The 938-nt window shown below is 73.8% G+C and carries 1 protein-coding gene; it reads left to right on the forward strand.

Going from position 1 to position 938, the window contains the following annotated elements; genetic code table 11:
- Positions 1 to 930 (forward strand): ABC transporter substrate-binding protein (locus tag AC5LUJ_RS18835; protein ID WP_493465391.1); only part of this gene is annotated, 930 nt, incomplete at its 5' end.
- Positions 931 to 938: the final 8 nt, after the last annotated feature.

The raw sequence follows: 938 nt of genomic DNA on the forward strand, positions 1-938 counted from the left end.
CTCACGTTCGGGCTGCCGGGAGCGCCCGGCGTCGAGTTCGCCGGTTCGCTCGTCGCCGACCAGCGTGGCTATTACCGCGAAGCGGGCTTCACGTCCACGCGCTTCCGCGGCAGCGGGCCACGCTTTCCCAGCGTGACGGCGTCGGTGGCCTCGGGCGCGGCCTTGGTGGGGGTGACCACCGCGGACGCCGTCGCCCGCGAGGCCGCGGCCGGCGCGCCACTGCGGATCATCGGCGCCCAGCGGCAGAAGTCCCCGTGGGCGGTCGTCTCCCTGGGGGACCGGCCGATCCGGACACCGCGGGAGATGATCGGCATGCGGGTCGCGACAGCCATGGGCAGCGCGGCCGTCTGGGCGTCGTTCCTGGCCGCCGCGGGAGTTCCCGCGGCGGCGGTCCGGCAGGTCGTCGTCCCCGATGATGCGCAGGCCCTCGCGCAGGCCCTCACGCAGCGGCAGGCCGACGCGGCGCTGTCCTCCGTCGCCGACGTGCCGCTGGCCCTCACCCGGCAGGGGGTCAGCTGCTCGGCGTTCCTGCTCGCGGACCACGGGTATCCGCTGGTCTCCCACGTGTACGTCGTGACCGCCGACGCGGTCACCGCCGCGCGGAAGACGGTCAAGGCCTTCCTCACGGCCGAGATCCGCGGCTGGAAGCAGAACCTGGCCGACCCCATGCTCGCGGCCCGGCTCACCACCGACGTCTACGCGAGGTCGCTCCGGCTCGACGTCCGCGAGCAGCTGGCGGAGAACAGGGCGTTGAACGACCTCGTCCAGACGGCGCAGACCCGCCGGGACGGCCTGTTCACCATGACCGACGCCCTGATCGAGGCCAACGTCCGGCTGCTGTCCACCGGTCCGGCGGCGTCGGCCGCCGGGCACCTGTTCGACCTGTCCGTGCTCCGGGAGCTGTACCAGGAGTGGCCCCGCCTGATCTGACCAGGCCG

The organism is Protofrankia sp. CiP1_Cm_nod3 (assembly GCF_982290655.1).